The 22,189-nt window shown below is 62.2% G+C and carries 23 protein-coding genes and 1 pseudogene; 17 read left to right on the top strand and 7 right to left on the bottom strand.

The features are described 5' to 3' along the window. The first annotated feature begins 94 nt into the window (after positions 1 to 94). The 7 genes and pseudogenes from nifV to GV368_RS03760 all read left to right on the top strand — a co-directional run bounded on the left by nifV (position 95) and on the right by GV368_RS03760 (position 5,160). A complete protein-coding gene (gene nifV, locus GV368_RS03735; RefSeq protein ID WP_169115568.1) occupies positions 95 to 1,216 on the top strand; it encodes a homocitrate synthase in 1,122 nt (373 codons plus the stop codon). Positions 1,217 to 1,261: 45 nt separating this feature from the next. Continuing rightward, positions 1,262 to 1,573, top strand: coding sequence for a nitrogenase-stabilizing/protective protein NifW (nifW, locus tag GV368_RS03740; RefSeq protein WP_206673255.1), 312 nt, complete (start codon positions 1,262 to 1,264; stop codon positions 1,571 to 1,573). Between the two features lie 14 nt (positions 1,574 to 1,587). Next, on the top strand, positions 1,588 to 2,439 hold the full coding sequence (locus GV368_RS03745; protein ID WP_169115521.1) for an electron transfer flavoprotein subunit beta/FixA family protein: 852 nt from the start codon (positions 1,588 to 1,590) through the stop codon (positions 2,437 to 2,439). A 161-nt stretch (positions 2,440 to 2,600) separates the two neighbouring features. Then, positions 2,601 to 3,340: pseudogene (locus GV368_RS03750) on the top strand (electron transfer flavoprotein subunit alpha/FixB family protein); the annotation flags it as partial. Positions 3,341 to 3,409: 69 nt separating this feature from the next. Further along, positions 3,410 to 3,553 (top strand): hypothetical protein, encoded by a 144-nt coding sequence (locus GV368_RS11070; protein WP_206673257.1) that lies wholly within the window; start codon positions 3,410 to 3,412, stop codon positions 3,551 to 3,553. Positions 3,554 to 3,571: 18 nt separating this feature from the next. Next, a complete protein-coding gene (locus GV368_RS03755; RefSeq protein WP_169115522.1) occupies positions 3,572 to 4,870 on the top strand; it encodes an FAD-dependent oxidoreductase in 1,299 nt (432 codons plus the stop codon). Next, positions 4,867 to 5,160, top strand: coding sequence for a ferredoxin family protein (locus GV368_RS03760; RefSeq protein ID WP_169115523.1), 294 nt, complete (start codon positions 4,867 to 4,869; stop codon positions 5,158 to 5,160). The genes GV368_RS03755 and GV368_RS03760 overlap by 4 nt, the downstream gene beginning before the upstream one ends. A 94-nt stretch (positions 5,161 to 5,254) precedes the next feature. On the opposite strand, the gene arsA is transcribed toward GV368_RS03760, so the two are convergent. The 5 genes from arsA to GV368_RS03785 all read right to left on the bottom strand — a co-directional run bounded on the left by arsA (position 5,255) and on the right by GV368_RS03785 (position 9,349). Continuing rightward, positions 5,255 to 7,039 (bottom strand): arsenical pump-driving ATPase, encoded by a 1,785-nt coding sequence (gene arsA / locus GV368_RS03765; RefSeq protein ID WP_055423305.1) that lies wholly within the window; start codon positions 7,037 to 7,039, stop codon positions 5,255 to 5,257. A gap of 26 nt (positions 7,040 to 7,065) precedes the next feature. Then, positions 7,066 to 7,449, bottom strand: a complete 384-nt coding sequence (arsD, locus tag GV368_RS03770; RefSeq protein WP_055423304.1) for an arsenite efflux transporter metallochaperone ArsD — start codon at positions 7,447 to 7,449, stop codon at positions 7,066 to 7,068. 66 nt (positions 7,450 to 7,515) lie between these two features. Then, positions 7,516 to 8,562, bottom strand: coding sequence for an ACR3 family arsenite efflux transporter (gene arsB / locus GV368_RS03775; protein ID WP_169115524.1), 1,047 nt, complete (start codon positions 8,560 to 8,562; stop codon positions 7,516 to 7,518). Beyond that, a complete protein-coding gene (locus GV368_RS03780; RefSeq protein ID WP_206673258.1) occupies positions 8,559 to 8,984 on the bottom strand; it encodes an arsenate reductase ArsC in 426 nt (141 codons plus the stop codon). Before GV368_RS03780 ends, arsB begins: the two co-directional genes overlap by 4 nt. A gap of 2 nt (positions 8,985 to 8,986) precedes the next feature. Further along, the gene (locus GV368_RS03785; RefSeq protein WP_169115526.1) at positions 8,987 to 9,349 is read right to left on the bottom strand and encodes an ArsR/SmtB family transcription factor; all 363 of its coding nucleotides are present in this window, start codon (positions 9,347 to 9,349) and stop codon (positions 8,987 to 8,989) included. A 135-nt stretch (positions 9,350 to 9,484) separates the two neighbouring features. Here GV368_RS03785 and chrA point away from each other — a divergent pair, with 135 nt between their 5' ends. After that, positions 9,485 to 10,651: a chromate efflux transporter gene (chrA, locus tag GV368_RS03790; RefSeq protein ID WP_169115527.1), complete on the top strand. Its 1,167-nt coding sequence runs from the start codon at positions 9,485 to 9,487 to the stop codon at positions 10,649 to 10,651. Positions 10,652 to 10,751: 100 nt separating this feature from the next. Next, complete coding sequence (locus GV368_RS03795) at positions 10,752 to 11,543, top strand: GNAT family N-acetyltransferase (protein WP_169115528.1); 792 nt, start codon at positions 10,752 to 10,754, stop codon at positions 11,541 to 11,543. Positions 11,544 to 11,721: 178 nt separating this feature from the next. On the opposite strand, the gene GV368_RS03800 is transcribed toward GV368_RS03795, so the two are convergent. Together GV368_RS03800 and GV368_RS03805 are read right to left on the bottom strand one after the other, a co-directional pair. Beyond that, complete coding sequence (locus GV368_RS03800) at positions 11,722 to 12,228, bottom strand: GNAT family N-acetyltransferase (protein WP_169115529.1); 507 nt, start codon at positions 12,226 to 12,228, stop codon at positions 11,722 to 11,724. Beyond that, the gene (locus tag GV368_RS03805) at positions 12,225 to 12,503 is read right to left on the bottom strand and encodes a type II toxin-antitoxin system TacA family antitoxin (RefSeq protein WP_169115530.1); all 279 of its coding nucleotides are present in this window, start codon (positions 12,501 to 12,503) and stop codon (positions 12,225 to 12,227) included. The genes GV368_RS03800 and GV368_RS03805 overlap by 4 nt, the downstream gene beginning before the upstream one ends. A gap of 350 nt (positions 12,504 to 12,853) precedes the next feature. On the opposite strand from GV368_RS03805, the gene mads1 reads away from it, so the two are divergent. From mads1 to GV368_RS03845, 8 genes are read left to right on the top strand one after another with little or no spacing between them, the layout of a single operon-like run. Continuing rightward, positions 12,854 to 13,090 carry a methylation-associated defense system helix-turn-helix domain-containing protein MAD1 gene (gene mads1 / locus GV368_RS03810; protein ID WP_169115531.1) on the top strand — a complete coding sequence of 79 codons (237 nt, stop codon included), beginning with the start codon at positions 12,854 to 12,856 and terminating at the stop codon, positions 13,088 to 13,090. Further along, positions 13,090 to 15,819, top strand: coding sequence for a DUF499 domain-containing protein (locus tag GV368_RS03815; RefSeq protein ID WP_169115532.1), 2,730 nt, complete (start codon positions 13,090 to 13,092; stop codon positions 15,817 to 15,819). The genes mads1 and GV368_RS03815 overlap by 1 nt, the downstream gene beginning before the upstream one ends. Next, entirely contained in the window at positions 15,819 to 16,817 is a 999-nt protein-coding gene (locus tag GV368_RS03820; protein ID WP_169115533.1) for a hypothetical protein, read from the top strand. The genes GV368_RS03815 and GV368_RS03820 overlap by 1 nt, the downstream gene beginning before the upstream one ends. Before the next feature lies 1 nt (position 16,818). Continuing rightward, complete coding sequence (locus GV368_RS03825; protein WP_169115534.1) at positions 16,819 to 17,559, top strand: TIGR04255 family protein; 741 nt, start codon at positions 16,819 to 16,821, stop codon at positions 17,557 to 17,559. A gap of 1 nt (position 17,560) precedes the next feature. Then, positions 17,561 to 18,037: a hypothetical protein gene (locus tag GV368_RS03830; protein ID WP_169115535.1), complete on the top strand. Its 477-nt coding sequence runs from the start codon at positions 17,561 to 17,563 to the stop codon at positions 18,035 to 18,037. After that, the gene (locus GV368_RS03835) at positions 18,015 to 18,416 is read left to right on the top strand and encodes a type II toxin-antitoxin system VapC family toxin (protein WP_169115536.1); all 402 of its coding nucleotides are present in this window, start codon (positions 18,015 to 18,017) and stop codon (positions 18,414 to 18,416) included. Before GV368_RS03830 ends, GV368_RS03835 begins: the two co-directional genes overlap by 23 nt. A gap of 12 nt (positions 18,417 to 18,428) precedes the next feature. Then, a complete protein-coding gene (locus GV368_RS03840) occupies positions 18,429 to 21,695 on the top strand; it encodes a DUF1156 domain-containing protein (RefSeq protein WP_169115537.1) in 3,267 nt (1,088 codons plus the stop codon). Then, the gene (locus GV368_RS03845) at positions 21,692 to 22,189 is read left to right on the top strand and encodes a hypothetical protein (RefSeq protein ID WP_169115538.1); all 498 of its coding nucleotides are present in this window, start codon (positions 21,692 to 21,694) and stop codon (positions 22,187 to 22,189) included. Before GV368_RS03840 ends, GV368_RS03845 begins: the two co-directional genes overlap by 4 nt.

Genomic DNA, 22,189 nt, shown 5'->3' on the forward strand with positions numbered 1-22,189 from the left:
ATTCATCATAACACATTGTTTTTATGAGTAATTAGACGATGGCACGCTCGTTGCTACCTGCTGAATGCAGAATGCACGACCAAGGAGCACGATGATGATCACCATTAACGACACGACGCTTCGCGACGGTGAACAAACCGCCGGTGTCGCGTTTACGCTCGAAGAGCGCCTCACGATCGCCCAATCCCTCGCGCGCGCAGGCGTCCCGGAGATGGAAATCGGCATCCCGGCCATGGGCCCTCAAGAACGCGAGGAAATCCGCGCCATCGCCCGCCTCGGTCTGCCGAGCAAACTGATGGTCTGGGGACGCATGTGCGAAGCCGACCTCAATGCCGCCCTTCAATGCGGGGTCGACCTCGTCCACCTCTCGATTCCGGTTTCCGATCTGCAGATCCAGCACAAGCTCAAACGCGACCGCCCTTGGGTGCTGTACACCCTCACCGAGCTTGTCACCCGAGCCCGTTGTCAGGGCGTCGCCGTCAGCGTCGGCGGTGAAGACGCTTCCCGCGCCGACCCAGAATTCCTGCTGCGCGTCGTCGAGACCGCCGAACGCGCCGGCGCGCGACGCTTCCGTTTCGCCGATACCCTCGGCCTGCTCGATCCCTTCACCACTCATGAACACTTCGTACGTCTTAGGCAGCACACCGACCTCGAACTCGAGATCCACGCCCACGATGACCTCGGGTTAGCTACGGCAAATACCATGGCTGCCGTACGTGGAGGCGCCACCCATGTCAACACCACGGTCAACGGCCTGGGCGAACGGGCGGGCAACGCCGCCCTCGAAGAAGTCGTGGTTGCCCTGCAGCAGCTCCACAATATAGACACAGGCATCGACCCGAGGACATTCCCCGAGCTCTCCCGTCTCGTCGCTCGAGCCTCGGGGCGGCCCGTCGCGGCCAATAAGAGCATCGTCGGCGAAGGCGTATTCACCCACGAAGCCGGCATCCACGTCGACGGGCTCCTTAAATACCCAGCGACCTACCAAGGGATCCCCCCGCAGACGGTCGGGCGCACGAACCGTATCGTCCTCGGCAAACATTCAGGCTCACAAGCCATCGCCCAAGCCTACGCCGCGCTGGGCATCCACCTTACGCCGCTTGAAACCCAGCGCATTCTTGCACTGGTCCGAGAATTTGCCGTCCGGACCAAGACCTCGCCTACCAGCGACGATCTTGACCGTTTCTACCTCGAGGTCGCCCACGCCTTCGCCTGAGGCCCCTTACCGGAGTACCGAAAAATGGACCCCCTGCGTCAACGTATGGCCCGATTCACCGCAGCCGAAGAATTTTTCTGGGCCCTCGACATCCCCTACGATCGCCACGTCCTCGACGTGAACCGGCTGCATATCCTTAAACGCTTCCGCCAATATCTTTCACAACATTCCGGCTGGGAAACGCTGCCCGAAGGCGAGCTCCTCCCTTTGTGTCGCGCCGCCCTCGCCCGAGCGCACGACGACTTCGTCCACTCCTCTGCGCTACAAGAGCGGGTATTCAAAGTCTTCCACGAAGCGCGCGGTCAGCAGCACATTCCCCTGCAGCGCCTGCACGCCACGCTGCCCTCCCGACGCTAACCGGAGCCTCGATCATGCACTTCGTCGTCTGCCTCAAGCAAGTCCCGGACAGCACTCAAATTCGCGTGCATCCGGTCACCAACACCATTATGCGCCAAGGCGTCCCGGCGATCATCAACCCCTATGACCTCTTCGCCCTCGAAGAAGCGCTGCGACTCAAGGACCGCTACGGGGGGAGGGTCACGGCGCTGACCATGGGCCCACCACAGGCCGAGGATGCCCTGCGCAAGGCCATCTCCTTTGGTGCCGACGAGGCCATTCTCGTCACTGATCGCGCCTTCGCGGGTTCAGATACCCTGGCCACTAGCTTTGCCCTAGCCTCGGCGATCCGCAAGATCGGTGAAGACATCCCCGTCGACCTCGTCTTCACTGGCAAACAAACCATCGACGGTGACACTGCCCAAGTCGGCCCTGGCATCGCCAAACGTCTCGATCTACAACTGCTCACCTACGTCTCCCGGATCGTCGAGCTCGACACCGAGAAGCGCGAGCTCCTCGCCCACCGCCGGGCCGAAGGCGGAGTCCAAGTCCTGCGGACCAAACTCCCTTGCCTGATCACCATGCTCGAAGGCACCAACGAGATCCGCTTTGCCACTCTGGAAAACATGTTTCGCGCTGCCCGTCATCCTGTCAAGCTCTGGGATCGGGTCGCCGCTGGCATCGACGACCCTAGTCGGATCGGTCTCAAAGGCTCGCCCACCGTGGTCAGCAAAGTCTTCGCGCCCCGCCCCAAGTCACAGCGCGCAGAGATGATCGATTGTGAAGGACGCTCACCCGAAAATTTGGCAACGACCCTGCTGAGCAAACTCTTTACCCGTCACCCTGAACTCGGCGCTGCCCTTGGCAAGCCGGGTGCGGGCGCCTGAATACCGCACATCGAGGAGCGACCGTCATGAGCGAGACCCCCGACGACAAAAAAAACCTCCGCCGCAAGGCTGAGCTCGATCCCCGTTTCGCCAGCTACCGTGGCGTCTGGGTCTTCGTCGAACACGAGCGCGGCAGCGTCCACCCCGTTTCTTGGGAGCTGATGGGAGAAGGACGAAAATTGGCCGATAAACTCGGTGTACCGCTGGCCGGCGTCGTTTTTGGCCCCCCTGGCCCTTCGAGCCGCAGCTTCTGCCAGGAAGCCTTCGCCTACGGCGCCGATCTCTGTTATTTGATCGAGGATCCCCTCCTCGGTGACTACCGCAACCAACCTTTCACCAAGGGACTCACCGACCTCGTCAACACCTATCAACCGGAAATCCTTCTTCTGGGTGCCACCACCCTCGGGCGCGACCTGGCCGGTAGCGTTGCCACCACCCTGCAAACGGGCCTGACGGCTGATTGCACCGAGCTTGGCATCGATCTCGAAAACCGCAGTCTCGCCGCCACTCGCCCAACCTTTGGTGGCAGCTTGCTATGCACCATCCTCACCTTAAGACATCGCCCGCAAATGGCCACCGTCCGCCCTCGCGTTATGAAGATGCCGCCCAAGATCCCAGGGCGGACCGGTCCCATCATCGAACACCCCCTCGGCATGATCGAGACTCAGATCGTCACCAAGATCCTCGATTACCTCCCCGACGATCGTACTGGGAAACCCCAACTCGCGTTCGCCGATTTCATTGTCGCCGGCGGACGCGGCATGAAACGCCCCGAAAATTTCCAGCTCATCTGGGATCTCGCCACTGTCCTCGGTGCCGAAGTCGGCGCCTCCCGACCGGTCGTCCAAGCCGGCTGGGTCGACCTCGAACGACAAATCGGACAATCCGGTAAAACAGTGCGGCCAAACTCTACATCGCCGCTGGCATCTCTGGCGCCGTGCAACACCGCGTTGGCATGGAGGGCGCCGACGTGATCGTCGCGATCAACATCGACGAAAACGCCCCGATCTTCGATTTTGCCACCTTCGGCATCGTCGGCAACGCCATGACGATCCTCCCGGCACTGACCGAGGCCTTTCGTCATCACCTGCACCCCGAATCATTGGTAGCCTAGCGCGCCAGGAGAATTTCGATGAACGAGAAATTTGATGCCATCGTCGTCGGCGCGGGTCCCTCGGGGAACGCTGCCGCCTACACCCTAGCCAAGGCCGGACTCGACGTCCTGCAAATCGAACGGGGAGAGAGCCCCGGTACGAAAAACGTACAAGGCGCCATCCTCTACGCCCACGCCCTTGAAGCGCTCATTCCCGATTTTAGGGAAGACGCCCCTCTCGAGCGACACATTGTCGAGCAACGCCTTTGGGTGTTGGACGACCAAGCCTATCTCGGTAGTACCTATCGCTCGGCCGAGTTCAACACCCCCCCCTACAACCGCTACACCATCATCCGTGCCCAGTTCGACAAGTGGTTCTCACAAAAAGTCAAAGAAGCAGGCGCTCTGCTGCTGTGCGAGACCACCGTCAAAGATCTCATCATGGACGGAAACCGTGTCGTCGGAGTCGAAACCGATCGCGAAGGCGGCAATGTCTATGCCGATATCGTCATACTGGCCGACGGCGTCAACTCCCTTCTCGCCAAGAAGGCCGGATTTCACCCCGAGATCGCTCCCAAGGACGTAGCCCTCGCCGTCAAAGAAATTCACTTTCTGCCCGAAGAGACGATTCAGTCGCGCTTCAATGTCGGCGAAGATGAGGGCGTGGTCATCGAGATGGTCGGCAAGATCACACAAGGCATGGCAGGGATGGGATTTCTCTATACCAACCGTGAGTCAATCAGCATCGGTATCGGTTGCCTTTTGTCCGACTACAAAAAACGGCGCATCGCCCCGTATCACCTCCTCGAACAGATGAAGGCACACCCCGCCATTGCTCCGCTGCTCGAAGGCGGCGAGATGAAGGAGTACACCGCCCACCTGATCCCAGAAGGAGGTTACAACGCTATTCCTCGTCTCTACGGAGACGGCTGGATGATGGTAGGCGACGCAGCCATGTTCAACAACGCCGTACACCGTGAAGGTTCGAACCTCGCGATGACTACCGGACGGCTTGCCGCTGAAGTTGCCGTCGCCCTCAAAAACGAGGGGCTAGACATGAATCGCCGCAACCTCGCCCGCTACGCCGCCGCTCTCGAAAAGAGCTTCGTGATGAAAGATCTCGAGAAATATAAAGACTTGCCAGATATCCTGCACCACAACCCCCATTTCTTCACCGACTACCCCGAGCTCCTCAACCGTGCTGCCCATGTGATGCTCACGGTCGATGGCGTGGACAAACGCAGCAAAGAAGGACAGATCCGACGTGCGTTTCGCCAACGGCGATCGATCTTCGGGCTATTGGGCGACGCCTACAAAATGTGGAGGGCATTCGAATGAACCCCGTCAAAGTCGAAGAAAAACTCTTCCAGAACCGTTATCGCGTCGACGCCGGTCGGCCGCACATTCGGATCCTCGATCCAGCGCTCTGTCAAGCAGAATGCCGGACCAAGGAATGCACAGCTTGCTGCCCTGCGGGATGCTATACCCTAGAAGGTAACGGCGAAGTCGTCCTCATCACCGACGGCTGCCTCGAATGCGGCACCTGCCGCATCATCTGCACCACCTACCGCAACATCGACTGGGACTACCCTCGCGGTGGGTACGGCATCCTCTTCAAATTCGGCTGACTCAGCGCAGCACCGCCTTGATCTGCGCCTATCCTGGTGGTGAGCGCGCAAAGGGGCGCTCGGTGCGACGAGGCGTCCCTTTCCTTTTCCTGCCTCAGGCCGCAGCGCAGTAACGGCTCTTTTCCCCGGCATCGACGAGCTGCCACAGACCGTCGCGGCCGACCGGCTCTCGGGCGAACCACGGAATCAGCACGCAGCGGCCGCGTGTGTGTTGCTGTACGCGGCGGATGAAGGGCAGTTCGTAGGCGGCGCGTTCGGCAAGGCACGGATGGCGCGTGCCGCTCGCGAGCAGCGACTGGTTGATCACCCAGCCGAAGGGGTGGATGCCGGCGCGCTCGAGGTCGGCTTCGAGCGCCTCGGCTTCGGAAACCGGCGTGGATTCCGGTAGGGTGACGATGCAGACGTGCGTGAAGTCAGGGTCGCGCAGGCGCGGCAGCAGTTCGCGCACCGCTTCGGGCAGGTCGCCCTGGGTGCGCAGGACTTCGCGGTGGTAAGCCTCGGTCGCGTCGAGCAACAGAATGGTATGGCCGGTAGGTGCCGTGTCAAGCACGACGAAACCGGAGGTACCGCCGGCCACGGTGTGGGCGAAGGCGCGGAAGACGGCGATTTCCTCGGTGCAGGGCGAGCGTAGGTCTTCTTCCAGCATGGCGCGCGCCTCTGGCGTGAGGTCCTTGCCCTTTTGTTCGAGTACTTCGGAGGTGTAACGGGCGAGTTCGGCAGCCGGGTCGATGCGCGTCACCGTGAGGCCGGCGGTTTCGCCCGCGAGCGCGTCGGCAAGGTGCGCCGCCGGGTCGGTGGTCGACAAGGTGACTTTCTTGCCGCGCTCGGCGAGCGCGAGCGCAATCGCCGCAGCTACCGAAGTCTTGCCCACGCCGCCTTTGCCCATGGTGAGGACGACGCCGTGATCCTGGCGGGCAAGTTCGTCGATAAAAGCGGACAAGCCTGGCGGCAGGTCGGTGACTTCCGGCAGCGCTACCGGCCCCTGCGGGGCGGGTGGCGTGCCAGAGAGCAATTGCTGCAAACCGGCAAGCCCGGTCGTACCGCGCGGCAGGAAGGGCAGGGTACTTTGCGGCAGGGCGGCGAGTCCGGGTGGGATGGCGGCAAGCGCCGCGGCGTGACGCTCGGCCATGGCACGGGCGATGGCATCGTCGCCGGTTTCGTCGGCGAATAGCCCGTTGATCACCAGATGCAGGTTGCGGATGCCGAGTTCTGCCAGCTCGACGCGGGTGCGCTCGGCCTCGCGCAGCGCGGCGCGTTCGGGACGGCTGACGAGCACCAGGGTGGTCTCGGCCGGATTGCCCAGCCGGGCGACCGTGGCGGCGTAGCGTTCGCGCTGTTGCTGTAGCCCGGCGAGCGGCCCCAGGCAGGAGGCGCCACCGGTCGTGGATGCGATGAATTCATCCCAGGCGCTCGGCAGGGTGAGGAGCCGCAGGGTGTGACCGGTAGGGGCGGTGTCGAAGATGACGTGGTCGAATCCGGCGGTGGCGGATGGGTCGCCCAAGAGTCGCGCGAATTCGTCGAAGGCGGCAATTTCCACGGTGCAGGCCCCGGAAAACTGCTCTTCCATGCTCTGGATGGCCGCCTCGGGCAAGATGCCACGGTAGGGTGCGACCATGCGTTCGCGGTAGGCCGCTGCCGCGGCGCGCGGGTCGAGATCGAGCGCAAAAAGGTTCGGCGCCCCCACGATCGGCGTCGGGGCATGCCCGACCGGCGTGCCGAGTACTTCGCTCAGATTGGAGGCCGGGTCGGTGCTGACGATGAGAACTTTCCTGCCGCGCTGCGCCAGGGAGAGGCCGGTGGCGCAGGAGAGCGAGGTCTTGCCGACTCCGCCCTTGCCGGTGAAGAAGAGATAGCGTGTGTCGAGGGTGAGCAGGTTCATGGTGGCGGATTCCTTGTTGGTGGCGTTCAACAGCAGCTTTTGCCCTGGACGGCGGCGGGTTGAGCGGCGCAGCAGGTGCCGCTTGCCGGGGCGTCGGTGGCGGAAACATCGGTCAGGCCGAGTTTTGCGGCCAACGCGTGGCGATCGGGGTAGGCGCCGCTGGCGAGCAGTTCGCCGTCGAGAAAAACGGCCGGCAGGCGGTCGTTGCCCTGTTGCAAAAGCGCCAGCACGCGCGGATTGGTGGCGAACGCGGCGGGGTCCTGGCCGAGGTTGTGGCGTTCGACCGTCACGCCGTGCGCTTCCAGCCACTTGAGATCGGCGGCGAATTGCGCGAGCGCCGGGTCGACATCGACGCCGCAGACGCCGGTCGCGCAGCACAGGGCGGGATCGAAGACTTCGAGTTTGGGCATGATGGAACTCCTTGGGTTCGAGGGAGGGAGGTTTGCCTACCGTCGCCGGCGGGCAGGGGTCGTGGCTCACACCGTGCGGTGTTCGTACCAGCCGCGTGAGAGACGCACGAATTTCACGACAAACAACATGGCCGGCACTTCGATCAGCACGCCGACCACCGTGGCGAGCGTCGCACCGGAGGCAAGACCGAACAGGCTGATGGCCGTGGCCACCGCCAGTTCAAAGAAGTTGGAGGCACCGATCAGGGCCGACGGGCAGGCGACGGCGTGGTCCTCGCCCAAGGCGCGGTTGAGACCGTAGGCGAGTGCGGCGTTGAATGCGACCTGTACCACGATGGGAATGGCCAACAGTGCGATTACCAGAGGCTGCGCGAGGATGGCCTGCCCCTGGAAGGCGAAGATCAGCACCAGGGTGGCCAGGAGCGCCGCCGTCGACCACGGTGCGATGCGGCGCATTGCCGCGGCAAAGGCCGCCTCGCCGCGTTGCATGAGCCTTTTGCGCCAGAGTTGGGCGAGGACGACCGGAATGACGAGGTAGAGGAGCACCGAGACGATGAGCGTCTGCCACGGCACCGTGATCGCCGATAGGCCGAGCAGAAAACCGACGAGCGGCGCGAAGGCAAAGACCATGATGAGATCGTTGACGGCCACCTGAGTGAGGGTGAACAGCGGGTCGCCGTCGGCGAGCCGGCTCCAGACGAAGACCATCGCCGTGCACGGCGCAGCGGCGAGCAGGATGAGCCCGGCGAGATAGGCATCGATTTCGCCGGCCGGTAGCCACGGGGCAAAAAGCTGGCGAATGAAGAACCAGCCGAAGAATGCCATCGAAAAGGGTTTGACCAGCCAATTGACGAAGAGCGTCACGCCGATGCCGCGCACGTGGCGGCGCAGGTCGTGCAGGGCGCTGAAATCGACCTTCACCAGCATCGGAACGATCATTACCCAGATGAGGAGACCCACCGGCAAATTGACTTCGGCCACCGTGCAGCGGGAGAGTGCCGCGAACACCTCGGGCAGCGCCTGCCCCAGCCCGATGCCGGCGCCGATGCACAGGAGCACCCAGAGCGTGAGATAGCGTTCGAAGAATCCCAAAGGCGAGGCGGGATCGCTCATGGACGGGCTTCTCGTTCAGCATCCAGAGCCTGGCAAACGGCAGGCACCAGCCGGGCACGGATTTCGTCGCGCACTTCGAGGAAACGCGCGAGCGGCTGCCCCATCGGGTCGGGGAAGGAGACGTGCAGCCGCGGCACCGGGCGCGGGAAGACGGGGCAGGTTTCCTTGGCGCCGTCGCAGACGGTGACGACGAGATCGACCGCTTCGTCGCGCACGGCCTCGAGGGATTTGGGTACGAGATCCTCGGCTGCGATCCCAGCCAGGCGCAAGGCGGCGAACACTTCGGCCGGCACGGCCTGCGCCGGCTGTGTGCCCGCCGAGATCGCCCGCAGCGCCGGCGCGAGTTCGTGTTCGAGGAGAGCCTGCGCCAGTTGCGAACGACAGGCGTTGTGCGTACACAGCACGAGCACGGTCTTTGTCATCGTCATGCTCCTTGGGGCGCAGGGGCGGTCGTCGGGGGAAGTTTCTCGTCCGGCTCGGTTGCCACCCCTGACAGACAGGTTGCCCCGCCACAGCAGTTCCGCATCAGGAAGGCGAGCAGCCCGTCCATCGTCTCGTAGGCAGCGGCGTAGCGCAGAAAGCGTCCCTCCTTGTGTCGACGGATGAGTCCTACCCGCTTGAGGTGTGCGAGGTGAAAGGACAAGGTGGCCGGCGGCAAAGCGAGCGCCTCGCCCAGTTCGTTCGGATAGCGCCCCTGCGGCCCGGCCTCGACGAGCAAGCGGAAAATGGCCAGGCGCGTCTCATGACCCAGGGCAGCGAGCAGCTCGGCGGCGTGTAATGTTTCCATATTTCCATTATCGTAGAATAATTAAAGAAAAGTCAACGATCCACGGCAAAGATCGGCGAAGATACTCCTCGTATCCTGGCGCCTGCGGTCACCACCGAGACGAAAAGCATCCCATCCAAGACAAGGGGAAACACGATGAGCGACGTCTTTCTCGTTTTCCTGCGACTCGGCCTCACCTCCTTCGGCGGGCCGATCGCGCACCTGGGCTATTTCCGCGAGGAGTTCGTGGTGCGCCGTGGCTGGCTCGACGAGCGGGAATATGCCGATCTGGTGGCGCTGTGCCAGTTCCTGCCGGGACCGGCGAGCAGTCAGGTGGGAATGGCATTAGGCTATCTGCGGGCCGGATACGGCGGGGCGCTCGCCGCCTGGCTCGGGTTCACCCTGCCCTCGGCGGTGGCGATGATCCTGTTCGCGCTGGGCCTGACGCACTACGCCCAGGCGGTTCCCGCCGGCGTCTTGCACGGTTTGAAAGTGGCGGCGGTGGCGGTGGTGGCGCAGGCGGTGTGGGGCATGGCGCGCACGCTGTGTCCCGATGCGCGGCGCGTGACGCTGATGACGGTGGCGGCGTGCTGCGTCGCGCTCGCGCCACTGGCCTGGGTGCAGGTGGCGGTCATCGCGGCGGCGGGCGTGGCCGGTTTGGCACTACTCCCAGGGCGGGAATTGCCGTCGCCCGAGCCATTGCCGATCGCGATGCGACGGCGGATCGGCCTCTTTTGGCTCGCGCTCTTCGCCGCGCTGCTCATGGTCCTGCCGCTGCTCGCCCACTTGACCGAAAACCCCACGCTCACGCTCGTCGATGCATTCTACCGCGCCGGCGCGCTCGTCTTCGGCGGAGGGCACGTGGTGCTGCCGCTGCTGCAGGCGGAGACGGTGCCGCGCGGCTGGGTGGACGCGCAGACGTTCCTCGCCGGCTACGGGGCGGCGCAGGCGGTGCCGGGGCCACTCTTCACTTTTGCCGCTTTTCTCGGTGCCGTTCGCGAGATACCGCCGACGGGCTGGGCCGGCGGTCTGCTCGCGCTCACCGCGATTTTCCTGCCTTCGTTCTTCCTGATCCTCGGCGCACTGCCGTTCTGGGCGAAATGGCGCCACCTGCGGCACACGCAGGCGGCGCTCGCCGGCGTCAATGCCGCAGTGGTCGGCCTCCTGCTTGCCGCGCTCTATCAGCCGGTGTGGACCAGCGCGATCCTGCGGCCGCAGGATTTCTGTCTCGCGCTCGTCGCCTTCGTCGCGCTGCTCTTCTGGCGCGTGCCGCCTTGGGCAGTGGTCGGCGGGTGCGGTTTCCTGGGTGGTGTGCTGGGGTGAGGGAAGGGTTGCAGCGATGTGCCGTTGACATCACCATGTAACCTGACGTGCTTACTCTGCCGCCGTCGTCCCGATCGGGACTCGTGCCGCAGGAGCCGTCATGACCCTTGCCGTTGCCGTGCAACACCAGCGCGCCACCTTGCCGGCGCTGGGACGCTATGAACTGGCGCTCGCCGCGAGCGAGCTCGACGTGTATGAGGCGCAGCGTCTGCGCTACCGCGTCTTTCACGATGAACTCGGGGCGCGTCTGACGAGCCGCATTCCTGGGCTCGATTGCGATTTCTTCGATCCGTATTGCGAGCACCTCATCGTGCGCGATCGGGTGGAGCAGCGCGTGGTCGGCTGCTATCGCGTGCTCACGCCGGAAGGGGCGAAGCGCGTGGGCGGCTTGTATTCCGAGCAGGAATACGATCTGGTGCGCCTCGACCCCTTGCGCGAGCGCATGGTGGAGGTGGGGCGGGCCTGCATCGCGCCGGGACACCGTCATGGCGGGGTGATCGCGCTGCTCTTTGCCGGCCTGGCGAGCTATCTGGACGTGCGCGGGTACCGCTATCTCTTCGGTCTGGCCTCGGTGCCGTTGCATGGCGGGATCGATGCGGTTCATGCCCTGTTCGCGGCGCAGTGGGCGGCACACGCCGCACCGATCGAATACCGCGTCACGCCGCGCCAACCGCTGTCGGAAGTCGGGGGGGCGTCGAGCGTCAAGCCGGCGCCTTGCCCGCCGCTCCTCAAGGCTTATCTCAACGCAGGGGCGTGGTTGTGTGGAGCGCCGGCGCTGGATGCGGATTTCCAGTGCGTGGACGTGCCGGTTCTGCTCTCGGCCGAGCGCATTTCGCGGCGCTATGCGCGGCATTTCCGGGCAGAGGTGGGGAGGATGGGTTCCGGGGGATGAGGGGCATTCTGTGGTGGTTCATCCCAGCGGTCGGCCGGCAAATCCGTTTAGCTGTCGGGTCCTGGACGATTGCATCGATCTACAACGTCGTACATTATTCTTGGGTCGCGCGACGATGCGTGAGTTGAGCGAGAACTCGAGCGGCAAAAACGTGCCGCTTGTCAAGCGGTTCTGCACATTACCCTGCAAGCAACGTCTTGAGATCCTTGAGCATGAGAAACAGGTGGTAGGGATCGGTCGGGCTGGGCTCAAACTCCCAAGCCTCGTACCACTGCCTTGCTGCCTCATCCTTGGCGTGAACCAGCAGACAGCGAATACCGGCGATGTCCGCTGCTCGAGCCGTTCGCAGCAGGGCGTCTTTGAGCAGTGCCTTGCCCAGTCCTTTGCCTTGATGACACTTATCCACCGCGAGGCGCGCCAAGATCATCACTGGCACGGGGTGTCGGGCCAACCCCTTCATCACCCGGGCAGGGACCTTCTCGGGAGCGACGCTGCCGACGGCCAAGCTGTAGAAACCGACCACTTGGCCATTCAGACAACAGACGTAGGTTTGTGCGCTGTGGGCCTTTTGATTGACCAAGGCATAGCGTTGCAGGAACTGATTGAGCGCCGGCTGCCCGCAGTCGAACGCATCCACCGAATCCGAAGCCGATAGCTTGCGGACCGGCTCATAGGCTGCGCTCAATCCAGAACCCCGGGCTCAGTGAGCAGTTTCTTCAGGCGCGGCTTGGCCTGCACGGGACGATCCAGGGTTTGCTGGAAGGCTTGCCATTGCACTTCGCTCAGCACGAAATAATGACGATCCGCCAAGGCTTGGTTGGCGGCGATCAGGCCGGCGTCAAGCAGGAAATCGCTGACGCTCTTGTGGCAAGAGCGGGCGGCTTCCTGTAGCAGCTGCTTGGCAGATCGGCTGGCGCGGATATCGATCCGTTCGGTTTTTGATCGGTGCAATGTGCTCATGGCAAAGTCCCTCTTCATTCATTGCCGCGATCTTAGCGTCCGGACGATGTCCTGACAAGTCAACGAGGCGCAGTCAACGAGGCGCTGGGGCCTCGCGGATGCCTGTCGCCCCGTTTCGTCCCTGTAAGCGGCCGTTGAAAATCGTATGGACGCCTTCGGTTACCGGGCCAAAATGTCTGCAAGTGCTTGTCGGGACTCTCATTCGTTGATTTAGAGCGACCCCCTTGCGGCGCAGTCTCACCGGGTGATCCAGTGATTTTGAAAAAAATAAGGCAGGACGGCCTCTTATCGCTTAATGGTGGAAAATTTTGTACTATCCTATCGTCGTTTGACCACGATTGGCCACCTCCATGCCCACGAACAGTAGCGAAGGCGAGATCCTCACCATTAAGGAGGTCGCCGACTACCTGAAGGTCACTGAACGGACGATTTACCGGCTTGCTGGGGCGAAGACCATTCCCGCCTTCAAGGTCGGCGGGACGTGGCGGTTCTCGCGCAGCGACATCGAGAGCTGGATCAAGCAGCAATCGGCGGGCAGTCCCGAACGCGCCGCGAACAAGGCATCGAACAAGGGGGGTCGGAAGTAATGCTTGGGCTGACGCTACGAGAAGAATTCCGGGGCAAACGCCTCAAAGGTACGGCCATCGAGCTGTCCAACGACCAGCAGACCGGTGCGACCCAGATCGCAGCCAAGCAGTTTCTGGAGATCACCTATCCTACGCGCGACCTGCTGAAGGGCATCAAGGCCATCGGCCCCAACCAAGGTCGCCCGGTTGTTGTGATCGGCGAACGCGGCCTCGGTAAATCACACTTGATGGCCGCACTCTATCATGCGGTGACCGATCCATCTTCAACCAGCTCTTGGCTCAAATCGTGGGCAACCATACTTGGCGATGCGAGCATCGCCAAGATCGCCCTGCGCGAGGGGATGCACGTTATCGGCGAAAGCCTGCATCGTCACCGCTACAAATTTTTGTGGGATGTCCTGTTCGAGAACCATCCCCACGGCACCTACATCAAGGGTAAATGGGAAGGCCAGGGCGCGTCCAAGACCGAAATCCCGTCCGACAAGCTCATCATCGAACTGCTGGAAAATAAGCCGACGATGCTGCTGCTGGACGAGTTCCAGACGTGGTACGACGGCCTCACCAACACCAAGCAGTACCCCTGGAAGAACTGGGCGTTCAACTTCATCCAAATTCTTGCGGAAATCGCCAAGGAACGGCCAGACCTGCTGGTGCTAGTGATCTCGGTACGCAACGGCGGCAGCGACGCCTATCAGCAGGTGCATCGCGTAAACCCCGTCATCATCGATTTCAAGGCGGGCGGCAGCGCCGAGCGCATCCAGCAGGATCGTCGCCGGATGCTACTGCACCGCCTGTTCGACAACCGCTTGCAGATTTCCATTGACACCATCGAATCGCTGATCGCGCAGCACGTCGCCGAATCCTTCCGGTTGCTGGATGTGCCGCCCACCGAGCAGGAACGCAAGCGCAGGGAATTCATCGAATCGTGGCCCTACTCGCCGTACCTGCTGCGCCTACTCGAAGAACAGGTGCTCATCGCCACCGATGCGCAGGAAACGCGCGACCTGATCCGCATCCTCGCCAACCTCTACAAGAGCCGTGGCGAATCTGTGCCCGTGCTGACCGCAGCCGACTTTCGGCTCGATGACGACTCTTCCGGCATCGGCGCCTTGCTCGAAGCGGTTGCCAATCAGCACCACCGCACGCTGCGCGAAAAGGCGCAGCAGAACATCATCTCGGTGCAGGAAGCGCGGCACGACCATGCCAGCATCGCACCACACCTGCAAGAAATCGTCAGCGCGCTGTGGCTGCGCTCGATTGCCGTCGGCAATCTCGCCGGAGCCGAGCCCAACACGCTGCAGCTGGACATCACCCGTGACAAGCCGGTGGACGACAACGCCTTCCAAGTCGAGCTGGCCACCATCGTCGAGAACAGCTTCAACATCCACCAGGAAGGCACCAAGCTGCTGTTCCGTGAGGAGGAAAACCCGCGTGCCAAGCTCATGGCCTACGCGCGCAACGACAAGCTGTTTGCCGACGGCGCGGATCAGGCGCAGCTCGCCCGGCAGGTGCGCTATGTCATCGGCGGTAGCGATGAGGTTGCCAAAACTTTCCGCGTGATCGCCCTGCCGAAGTCGTGGGATAAGGACCCGTGGACGTCGCTCGATGAATCCGAGCAGCCCGACAATTGGGACGACCGCCTGCCCATCCTTGTGCTGCCTGAAGAACCAGAAAAGCTTGACGCCACGCTGGGGCGCTGGCTCAAAGACCATTTGCAGAAGCGCCGCAACACCGTGCGCTTCTTGCTGCCGCGTGCAGGCAGCACCAACGCCTTCGTGGATCGCGACCTGCTCATCCTCACCCGCGCCGCAATGAAGGCACAGGAATGGAGCAGCCAGCACCCCGAATACAAGAAACTGCACAAGGAATTCGAGAACGCCCTACGCGAAAACCTCAAGAAGCGCTTCGACCGATTCGCCGTACTGCAACGCTGGAATTTCGCCGACCCCGCGCAGTGCAAATTCAGCGTCGAACGTCTCGACAAGCAGGGCTCACAGATTCCCGAAGCCATCGAAGAGGTGCTGACCAGCGACCTATTCGTGCCGGAGGATTTCGAGGAGCTGGTGCTCGAATTCGCCAACAACAACGAATCGGTCGGCAAGCTGCTGCGCGAGCTGCAAGAGCCGCGCCCTGCAGGGAAGGACTGCATCCCTTGGCTGGGCGAAACAGCGATGAAAGAGCGTCTGCTGCGCTTGTGCGCCAAGGGTAAGGTCGCAATCAACCTGCGCGGCATGGAATACCTGCAAACGAACCCGGGCGAGGACGAGGACACCGCGTGGCGGCGTTTGCGCCCCAAACTCTCCCTCACCGGCCGCCATCTCGACGATGTGTTCGTGATGCTGCCCTCGGCGGTGCCTGCTACCGGCGGTTCCACGCCGCACGCGCCAGCCGGTAGCGGCGGGCTGTTCGCTGGCGACGGCGCAATGCCACGCATGCCCGGGGTATCGGAACCGGCGCCCGGTAGTTCTCCCGTGCCTGCGCCCACGCCGGGCGGGATCTTCGGTGGCGAAGGCACCTCCACCAAGCCGCGCATCCCGCTGTCGAACCCCGCCACGTCGCCGCTCAACCTGATCGGCAAGATCGAAGCTTGGGGCATCGGCCCGGCCACGAAGCTGGCGGAGGTGTCCATCAAGGTATCCGCTGCCACCGGAGCGCAGCTCAAGGACTTGCTGAAGAAGCTTCCTGAAAGCATGGCCTTCGAGCTGAACCTCGAGAAGGAGGATGACTGATGGCGCTGAACGCTGCCACGCTATACGCTCTGACGCAGGGTTCGGACGCCGACGCTTGGCGCGTCATCGTCGACCATGCAGTCGAAATTACCAGGAAACCGCTGGTCGCAAGCAACGCGCCCAGCGAGGTCGTCAAGCGCGACCGTGAAGTCGGCGAGCTGGATCTGTTCCTTTCTTCCAGTGGCTGGGACTTGTGGCAAGCTTTTGGCGACAGCGTGGAGCGCACCTCGGATCGTCTGCAACGCTGGTGGGCCGAACCTTTCGCTGCCCGCGCGGTGTTGATCCTCGACGGCCTGTCTTTGCGCGAACTGCCGTGGCTATTGCAGGGCGCGCAGGAGCATGGATTCACCTTGCACGAGGTCAGCGCCACCGGCTCCGAGCTGCCCGGCGAAACCGACGAATTCGCCCGCGCACTCGGCTTTGCCAACCGCAGCAAACTGCAGAACAACGGCGGCGGCCTCGCACATAAGTTGCAACCGGCCAGCACCGAAACCGTGGATTTACCGTGGAAGGACTGCGAAGCCCTGATCGGCAGCGCGCCGAACCAGATCTTCTGGCACCAATGGCCCGACGCCAAACTGCACGACGGCTCCGGTGCAGGCCAGGGGCTGGAGCTACTGACCAAGGATGTGGCCGAACAGTTGTCCAGCGACGACTTCTGGAACTTCGTCGAGCGCCTCGCCACCGGGCGGCGGCTGGTCATCACCTCCGATCACGGTTACGCGGCCACTGGCTACTTTCCCGATGCGGAGGGCGAGGTGGGCCAGTTCCTGAAGCAGACATTCGGAAGCTCGCGCAGCAAGACCGGCACTGGTGACACCGGCCCCTTCGTGCCGCCCGTCGCATTGCAGATCAACAGCCCCCACGGCGAGTACCTGTTGGCCTTGGGCCGCAGGAAGTGGAAAAGCCAGGGAGGCTACCCGACGTTGACACATGGCGGCTTATCGCTGCTAGAAGTGCTGTCGCCGTGGGTTGAGATTTCAAAAACTGGAGCCTGACGTGAACAAAATTCCCAAACGTCTCAAGAAAGAACCGCTCATCGAGGCGATCTGGCAGGTTCAGTTCGAAAGTGCGGGAGCGGGAGATGTGCTACCAGGCCTTCTTTATGCCAAGCTGAGAAAAGATTATCCCGGGATACAACTGCACCGCTTACCGACAGCGGACATTCCAGCCATCGTCGCGCAAATGGACCCGAACTTGCGGTTTGCTGCCAAGGTTCGGCTTGAATCGTCCGAGGCATCCTTTCTCTGGCAAGTCGGCGATCGGGTTGCTACTCTGAATTGCCGAAAGCCCTATACGGGATGGACATCATTTAAAAAAGCCATCCTTGATCTTATCCAAAGCATTGAGGAGAGCAGTCTCGTACCCGAGCCGCAACGCCACTCTCTGCGTTACATCGACCTCCTCACCCTGGATGAGCCACCCGATCTGTCTGCATTGCAGATCAACATGCAGCTTGGCCAGTACCAGATAAAAAAACTGCCGCTGCAAACGCGCGTGGAGCTGGCAGACGGTGATTGTGCGCATGTCGTGCAGGTTGCCACCCCCGCCCAGGTTCAGTTGCCCGAAGGGGTCCGTGTTGGCAGCGTAGTCGATCTGGAAACCTTTATCGCCAAACCGATCGAGAATTGGGAGCAGGTTCGAAATCAACTGGATCTACTACACGATCGATCCATGCATTTGTTCTTTGAACACCTGCTCACGCCGCAAGCCATCGCAGCATTGGATCCGGAGTACTGAAATGCTTTCCGCAACGACCATGGACCTTGACTTTCCGCCGGCCTGGAATATTGCTGTGTTGGAAATTCGCCGGGCAGGGGTCGAAGACGGGCCCGTAGCTCATTTTTCCGCATCCACTAGCAGCAAATCTTGGTCCTACCTCGCCGGCAATGCGTTGACAACGTCAAGGATTGTTCCAGCCCGGAGCATCGACGCCTTGGGATGGACGCCCGCTGAAGCGTTGGAGACCCACCTGCGTCTACGCGCCTTCGCGGAGGATTGGGACGCCCCTGGTATGGAAGCTTATGACGCGCCCCTCATTCAACGCGATCCAGTTAGCGAAACGTTTCAGCCAAAAACAGAATTAGGTAAGAAATTGCTGGCCTTGCGTCGCGCGTACGTCTCAAAAGGTGGTCCTTTGCTGGATGCCGAGACTTTCGATCGAGAATTGCAACAACGCCGTGGCGGAGTGCCGGATGAACAAGCGAACCTACCTTGATAGCAGCGTGTTACTTGCCGCAATTGCGCGCAAGGATGAAGTGGGTTTGAGAGCGTTGGAAATTCTCGATGATTCAGCACGTCATTTTGTGCTGAGCGATGCCGTCAGGCTGGAAATCTTGCCCAAGGCAGTTTTTGAAAAGCAGTACGAAGAGGTGGAATTTTACGAGACCGTGTTCTCAAAAAGCGAGGAGCGGAAGTGGTGCATTGACACGCTTCAACGCGCCTTCGATGTGGCAAAAAGGTACGGCATTGCGGCAATGGATGCCATCCATGTCGCCACGGCGTTGGATGCGGGCGTAGATGAATTCGTCACGGCGGAAAAGCCGACCAAACCGATGTTCCGTGTTGTGGAACTTCGGGTGCAGTCAATACGATAAAAGCGACACGGAATGGCCACCAAAAAAGAACTGATCCAACAAGCCGTTGCCAAAGCCGTCGGCGCAGGCAGGGCGGTCGCGCTGGAAACGGTGGATTTCAACGACCCCAACCGCCCCAAGACCTGCCTGGAGGTGGATTTCCCCATCCTGCCGGTCAATCAGGTGGCGGTGATCGAGGGCAACGCGGGCAAGCCGATCTACCAGATGTCGAAGTGGTGGGCACGGCGGCGTTCCAGCGTGTTTCGCTCGATGCTGATCGCGGCGGCCACCAAAGCGCCGGACGACCCTTCGCACGCGGCCAAGCAGGTGTGGGACAACTACTACGCCAACCACCAGAAAAAAGGCGCGTTCAAGCATCTGAAGGTGGCCGACATCTTCATGGGCGGCGGCACCACGCTGGTGGAAGGCTCACGCCTCGGCATGCAGATGGTCGGCAACGACCTCAACCCGGTCGCGTGGTTCGTGGTCAAGCAGGAGCTGGCGAATGTCGATTTGGAGCAAGTGAAAAAGCTCCTCGCCGACATCGAGGCCGAGGTCAAGCCGCAGATCATGCCGTACTACTACTGCGACGGCCCGGAGGGTGAAAAAGGAACGTGGACGCATCTGCCGACCAACAAGGTGATGCCCGCGGATTTCGACCCGCTCACCATTCCGCGCGAAGAGCGCAAGGACTACCGCTACGAAGGCCCGGAGATCATCTACACCTTCTGGGCCAAGCACGGCCCCTGTCAGGTGACGGGCTGCGGCCACCGTACGCCGATCATGACCAGCCCGGTGATGGCGGTGAAGACACTCACCGTCAAGCACTGGGAGCACACCTGCAGCCAATGCGGCGGCAAGTTCCATGTCGAGGAGGATGCCGCGCGGATGGCGCCGGATGTGCCCCTGTTCGTAGCGCCCACCGAAGCGCCGTACTCCGTGCTCGATCCCAAGAGTGGCGTGATCTGTCCGCACTGCGGCCATACGGCGGCTGCGGCCATTCGCACCAGAGACGGCCTGGTGATCGATGGCGCGCGCGGGCAGATCAAGCTCGGCAAGGGCAAGAACAAGAAGGTGGAACTGAGCCTGCTGGTGCATCCGCAATGGCTCTCGGGCGAGGCGAAGCAGGATGCCAATGGTCAGCCCTACGGCGGTTCGGCGCAGGACGATGCGGCATCCACTGCGCGGTGGAACCAGGCGCGCGCGGCCAAGATTCGCCTCCTTGAAGTACGTGGGGCCTTGCCGGATCAGGTGACCTGCCCCGAGACCCAAGTCACCTTCCGCACCGACCGTGCCACGGTACCGAAGAAGTCGAACTATGCCTGCTCGGCCTGCGGTACGGTGCAGGATATCTTGACCACGGTTAAAGCGACCGGGAAGACAGGTCCAATGGCCGCCTACGCGGTGCAGGGGTACGCACCGAAGCGCGATGAAGCGGGCAAGCCCTACAGCGGTCGCTTTTTTGCGCCGTTCGATGCGCGCTTGGCCCGCCAGTACGACGCCGCGCTCGCCGAATGGGAAGCGCGCAAGGACGCCGACCTCAAGGACTACTGGCCGCGCTCAGCCGTACCCTACGGGTTTATGACCGGCATCGCCAATGGCGACATCCGCGAGGGGCACGGATTCACGCATTGGTGGACGATGTTCAATCCGCGCCAACTTCTGGTGCATGCGCAGCTCCTCAAGGCCATCGTCGAAGTCGGAAACTACGACTGGACGGTGCGGGAGTATGTACTTGGAGCATTCCAGAACTTCCTTAGAAACCAGAACCTCTTTGCGTTCTGGCACATGAAGCTCGACAAGCTAGCTCCGGCAATGTCGAACAGCAATTTCCATCCGAAGAACAATGTGGTGGAAGTTGGCGTATTTCCGACGATGGGCTATGGCCCTTGGTCATCCACAGTAGAGGTGTTATTTAGGGGTGGCGAATGGGCAAAAACGCCGTGGGAAGCTGTTAGCGCAGAACATTTAAAGCGTCACGCTCCTGCAGTTGCGCGTGAAATTTCAGGGAAGAGTGAGAAAGTATATACTGGCGACCCGTTGTTGGGCGCCGATGCCTATTGTGGCTCATCTACCGATCTCGCGCAGGTCGCCACGGCCAGCCTCGATCTGGTCATTACCGATCCGCCTTTCGGCGGCCTGTTGCACTACTCGGAGCTGTCCGACTTCTTCTACGTCTGGCTGCGTCTCGTGCTGAAGGACAAATACCCCGACTACTTCAGCGCCGAGTACACGCCCAAAGCGCTGGAGGCGGTTGCGAACAAGGCACGGGAGCCGGAAGACCCGGATGGCTTTTATCAGCGCCTGCTCACGCAGTGCTGGCGCGAGGCGCACCGCATTCTCAAGCCCGGCGGCATCCTGGCCTTTACCTTCCACCACAGCGAGGACGAGCCGTGGGTGGCGGTGCTGGAGTCGCTGTTCGACGCAGGCTTTTACTTGGAGGCGACCTACCCGATCCGCTCCGACGAAACCAAGGGCGAAGGCGAGTTCGGCTCCAAGACCATCGAGTACGACATCATCCACGTCTGCCGCAAGCGCACGGAAGAACCCAAGCCGGTGAGTTGGGGCCGCATGCGCCGCGAGGTGATGGCCGATGTGCGCCAGTTGCAGGCCATGCTGGAAAACCACGCGAAAGAAGGTCTGCCCGCTGCCGACCTTCAGGTGATCCGGCGCGGCAAGGCGCTGGAATACTACTCGCGCCACTACGGCAAGGTCTATGTGGACGAAGGCCGCAGTCTCTCGGTGAAGGATGCGCTGGTCGGTATCAACCAGCTCATCGACGAGGACGCCGACAAGGGCAAGGAAGCGCCGCCGGTCAACGCCGAGCCGATCACGCGCCAGTTCTTGCGCACCTTCGGCACGGCCAGTGAGCTCAAGCGCGACCAGTTGCAGAAGTTTCTGCGTGGCACCATCACCACCCCAGATGACTTCGTCCAGCGCGGCTGGTGCATGGAGAAGAACAAGGTCTTTACGCGCACCCATCCGCTGGATTTCGCCCGCGAATGGTCGGGCAAACACCGGCGGCGCCTGACATCCGATCTGGATCAGGCGCTGGTGCTGATCGGCGCGTGTTTCGACGGCAGCGGCATCAATGCCTCGGACACGCTGAAAAACGAAAATTTCAAGCCGCACGTGGCTCTGAAACCCTTGCTGGAATGGCTGCAGCGCAATGGCCCGGATCAGGCCACGCGTAACGCCGCCTCGCGCGCGGTGTCCATCTACAACACATGGCAAGCGAGCCAGGCTCCCCAGCCCGCGCAGGGCTCCTTGTTCGATGACGATGGGGAGTACGCGCGATGAGACAACTACGCGACCCGGTCTGGCAGGTGCGCGGCACCAGCTGGGTGTGGGACGAGGAAGCGCGCAACCAGATCTGCGTGGCCAGCGAGGTTTGGAGTCTGCGCCAGTTCCTGCGTGCGAAAGGAAACTGGCCGGATGAACTGCCGAGCAATGGTGGCAGGACGCTGGTGGTGGCCGGGTTGGATGGCAGCCTCGACCTGCTCACTCCGGACGATGCCGAAACGTGGCTGGGCGATGCGATCAAGCCTGCCATCCTGTCGTTTCAGGACGCATGGGGAAGCGAGGGCGCGCTGGTGTTCTGGTTGCCCGGCGGTCACAACCGGATCACGGTCCAAGCGGCGACCGATGAGGTGGGCTGGCTGTGCCACACGCCCCGCGGACATCAGCTCGACTTTGGCCGCATCTTGTGGGGCCAAGCCAACGAGTACCCGCAGGAGATTCTGCTGCGGGACGGCAGCAGGCCGGCGGGGCTGTTCCATCTGCGGATTACCTGA

The sequence above is a fragment of the Tepidiphilus baoligensis genome (assembly GCF_012911495.1).
GTDB classification, from domain to species: Bacteria; Pseudomonadota; Gammaproteobacteria; order Burkholderiales; family Rhodocyclaceae; genus Tepidiphilus; species Tepidiphilus olei.

Excerpts from the sequence above, each read along its gene's own strand:
- nifV (WP_169115568.1), top strand. The coding sequence starts at position 95 with ATGATCACCATTAACGACACGACGCTTCGCGACGGTGAACAAACCGCC.
- GV368_RS03755 (WP_169115522.1), top strand. The coding sequence starts at position 3,572 with ATGAACGAGAAATTTGATGCCATCGTCGTCGGCGCGGGTCCCTCGGGG.
- arsA (WP_055423305.1), bottom strand. The coding sequence starts at position 7,039 with ATGAACCTGCTCACCCTCGACACACGCTATCTCTTCTTCACCGGCAAG.
- GV368_RS03795 (WP_169115528.1), top strand. The coding sequence starts at position 10,752 with ATGACCCTTGCCGTTGCCGTGCAACACCAGCGCGCCACCTTGCCGGCG.
- mads1 (WP_169115531.1), top strand. The coding sequence starts at position 12,854 with ATGCCCACGAACAGTAGCGAAGGCGAGATCCTCACCATTAAGGAGGTC.
- GV368_RS03815 (WP_169115532.1), top strand. The coding sequence starts at position 13,090 with ATGCTTGGGCTGACGCTACGAGAAGAATTCCGGGGCAAACGCCTCAAA.
- GV368_RS03840 (WP_169115537.1), top strand. The coding sequence starts at position 18,429 with ATGGCCACCAAAAAAGAACTGATCCAACAAGCCGTTGCCAAAGCCGTC.
- GV368_RS03820 (WP_169115533.1), top strand. The coding sequence starts at position 15,819 with ATGGCGCTGAACGCTGCCACGCTATACGCTCTGACGCAGGGTTCGGAC.
- arsD (WP_055423304.1), bottom strand. The coding sequence starts at position 7,449 with ATGCCCAAACTCGAAGTCTTCGATCCCGCCCTGTGCTGCGCGACCGGC.
- GV368_RS03830 (WP_169115535.1), top strand. The coding sequence starts at position 17,561 with ATGCTTTCCGCAACGACCATGGACCTTGACTTTCCGCCGGCCTGGAAT.
- GV368_RS03785 (WP_169115526.1), bottom strand. The coding sequence starts at position 9,349 with ATGGAAACATTACACGCCGCCGAGCTGCTCGCTGCCCTGGGTCATGAG.
- GV368_RS03760 (WP_169115523.1), top strand. The coding sequence starts at position 4,867 with ATGAACCCCGTCAAAGTCGAAGAAAAACTCTTCCAGAACCGTTATCGC.
- nifW (WP_206673255.1), top strand. The coding sequence starts at position 1,262 with ATGGCCCGATTCACCGCAGCCGAAGAATTTTTCTGGGCCCTCGACATC.
- GV368_RS03805 (WP_169115530.1), bottom strand. The coding sequence starts at position 12,503 with ATGAGCACATTGCACCGATCAAAAACCGAACGGATCGATATCCGCGCC.
- GV368_RS03845 (WP_169115538.1), top strand. The coding sequence starts at position 21,692 with ATGAGACAACTACGCGACCCGGTCTGGCAGGTGCGCGGCACCAGCTGG.
- GV368_RS03745 (WP_169115521.1), top strand. The coding sequence starts at position 1,588 with ATGCACTTCGTCGTCTGCCTCAAGCAAGTCCCGGACAGCACTCAAATT.
- GV368_RS03780 (WP_206673258.1), bottom strand. The coding sequence starts at position 8,984 with ATGACAAAGACCGTGCTCGTGCTGTGTACGCACAACGCCTGTCGTTCG.
- arsB (WP_169115524.1), bottom strand. The coding sequence starts at position 8,562 with ATGAGCGATCCCGCCTCGCCTTTGGGATTCTTCGAACGCTATCTCACG.
- GV368_RS03835 (WP_169115536.1), top strand. The coding sequence starts at position 18,015 with ATGAACAAGCGAACCTACCTTGATAGCAGCGTGTTACTTGCCGCAATT.
- chrA (WP_169115527.1), top strand. The coding sequence starts at position 9,485 with ATGAGCGACGTCTTTCTCGTTTTCCTGCGACTCGGCCTCACCTCCTTC.